The 3,016-nt window shown below is 26.4% G+C and carries 1 protein-coding gene; it reads right to left on the bottom strand.

The features are described 5' to 3' along the window. Positions 1 to 28 precede the first annotated feature (28 nt). Positions 29 to 1,543: a glutamate--tRNA ligase gene (gene gltX, locus RH98_RS14840; RefSeq protein WP_010257338.1), complete on the bottom strand. Its 1,515-nt coding sequence runs from the start codon at positions 1,541 to 1,543 to the stop codon at positions 29 to 31. Between the last annotated feature and the right edge of the window lie 1,473 nt (positions 1,544 to 3,016).

Genomic DNA, 3,016 nt, shown 5'->3' with positions numbered 1-3,016 from the left:
TTTTTATATATTTCTAATCCTTCAATTATTACTGAATAGTATTAACTGCATTATCAATTCGTCGAACTGCTTCTTCTTTACCAATCATCTCAATAATTTCAAATAAATCTGGACCTTTTACTGCTCCAACTAAACTTAATCTTAATGGTTGCATTACTTTACCCATACCTATTTCTTGATCAGTAATCCAAGACTTAACAATGGATTCTATATTTTTAGCTTCAAAATCTTCAATTCCACTAATTAAATCTCTTACCTGCGTCATTAAAATTGGTGTTTCTTTTTTCCAATTTTTTAAAGCTTTAGAATCGTACTCTTGAGGAGCAACAAAGAAGAAATCACTTAATTCATAAAAATCACTAACAAAAGTCGCTCTCTCTTTAATTAGAGCAACTACTTTAGTAACATATTCTTTATCAGATATTATACCTTTTTCTTGTAATATTTTCTGAAATTCTAATGCTAAATTACTATCTGATTGTAATTTTAAATAATGTTGATTAAACCATTTATTTTTTTCTGGGTCAAATTTAGCACCAGCTTTATGAACTCTACTTAAATCAAATTTTTCAACTAGCTCTTCTAATGAAAAAATCTCTTGATCTGTTCCGTCATTCCATCCTAATAAAGCTAAGAAATTAAGTACAGTCTCGGGGTAAAAACCTTTCTCTCTATATCCTGATGATTTTTCACCTGATACAGGATCTATCCAATCTAAAGGAAATACAGGGAAACCTAATTTATCACCATCTCTTTTAGATAATTTACCATTACCTACAGGCTTTAATATTAAAGGTAAGTGAGCAAATTTAGGAGCAGTCCATCCAAAAGCTTTATATAGTAATTCATGTAGCGGCATAGAAGGTAACCATTCCTCACCGCGAATAACGTGAGATGTCTCCATTAAATGATCATCTACTATATTAGCTAAATGATAAGTAGGCATGCCATCACTCTTATAAAGTACTTTATCATCAAGTAAGCTAGTGTCAAACTTAATATCTCCACGGATCATATCATTTAAATGTAATGTCTCTCCTACAGGAGTTTTAAATCGAATTACATAAGCTTCACCATTAGCAATGCAATTATCTACTTCTTCTTTGCTAAGCTTTAACGAAGTTTTCAATTGCTCTCTATTACTATGATTATATATAAATGTTTGTCCTTCGCTTTCAGCTTTTTTTCTTAATTCATCAAGTTCTTCAGCAGTATCAAATGCATAATATGCCCAACCGCTTTCAATTAGTTGATCAGCATATTTTTTATACAATTCTTTACGCTCACTTTGTCTATAAGGACCAAACTTCTCATTTTTTCCAATTGTTTCATCTGGAGAAATCCCTAACCATTCCAATGCTTCCAAAATGTATTCCTCAGCTCCTGGAACAAAGCGATTTTGATCAGTATCTTCAATTCTAACATAAAAAACACCATTGTTCTTCTTAGCGAATAAGTAATTAAACAAAGCTGTTCTAACTCCACCAATGTGTAATGGTCCTGTTGGACTTGGTGCAAAACGCACACGAACTTGATTAGTCATTTTTAAATAATATTTTTTACAAAGATAATACTAAGTATACTTTTAGATTAAATTTTATCAATAAAAGTCTTTTTAAATTCAATCAACTAACCCTTAAGACATTATAAGCTTTAAATAATTGAAAGAAAATAAAGTACATATCTATCCAATATGTTAAGTAAATCTGGGAACTATATATAAGGAGAAAGGTAATTTAAGATATAATTTCATATTTTAAAGTAAAATATTGTTTCAATAAACGACAACGAATATAGACCCTTGATTTCGAAATTTACATTTATAAAAAGAAAATTTCACCATATAAAACAACAGATTATTAGTCGTGATTTACCTAAATTATATTGCACTTATTTATTATAAAAATAACGTGTTTATATACTACGAAACATTAATAAATATTTCAAAAAATAACAGCAATTTAAGGGTAAAAAAGAGCCTAATAAAACATCAATTATCATCTTTTTTTACATTAATAAAATGACTTTTTTGCACTTACATTCTTGACTATTTATAGGCTAATATTTTTAAAAATTTAAGTGTAAATTTAGATATTTATAAAGTAAATATAAGAAGAAATGTGACTGCAAAAAACGCTATAAAAATGCAATAAAAAAAAGCATATTTTTATTCTTACTCGATCGCTTTAAAGAGGCATTTTAACCTATCATTTCTATATTAAAAAGCTTAATTTATAGCTAAGAATTTTGAGATAAAGGTCCTAAAATAGCATAGTAAATTTCAATTATTATAAGACAAAAAAGTTTCTAGATGAACTAAAAATACTGGTCAAAATTAGTACGCAGCTGATAATTTGTCGCCATCTAAGAATTTAACTTCACTTTCCTTTTAATCATATCTTATTGATATTTAAATAATTAGTACTTATAAACAATCAAATATAAATAAACTATTAAAATGTTCATTTTCAACAGAGTGACAATTCACACTATTTGTTCATAAGTATGGAAAGAATTCAATAAGTATTTTTTTGCGTATTTAAAAAAATTTACAATACAGCACATATCAAGACATTTCCAAATTTAGTTTCAAAAAAGTATTGAACAGATATTAATACTAAAATGAGTACTTATTAACAGATATACACACACCATTTTATCAAAAATTATCTGTTGATAACGGAATTTTGTAATGTTGATAACATATCTAAAATGCTAATTTTAAATTATTTAAAAAATGATAATATGTTTATAAGTTTTAATAATTGTAATCATGAAATTTATAGACAAAAGTTATTGTACATATTAACAAACAATATAATAGAAGAAGTTTTTTATTAATTTTTAAATATTTTAAATTCTATTATTATTAATGTTGATAACGTTGATAAGTGTAGTTTGGTGAAAAAGTAGTTTCTAGATTTTTAATTTGTTTTTTTAGATTGTCAAAAGATGTAATTTGTTTTTACCTCTTACGTAGTTTTAGTTTTAATATTTTTTGCGAGCGCTGTAATTT

The sequence above is a fragment of the Myroides injenensis M09-0166 genome (assembly GCF_000246945.1).
In the GTDB taxonomy this organism is placed as follows: Bacteria; Bacteroidota; Bacteroidia; order Flavobacteriales; family Flavobacteriaceae; genus Flavobacterium; species Flavobacterium injenense.
The sequence above is the reverse complement of the archived record's forward strand: the minus strand, read 5'-3'. Positions and strand labels throughout refer to the sequence as shown.

What these genes read in the sequence shown, in the direction of transcription:
- gltX (WP_010257338.1), bottom strand. Translation starts at nt 1,543, where the DNA reads ATGACTAATCAAGTTCGTGTGCGTTTTGCACCAAGTCCAACAGGACCA.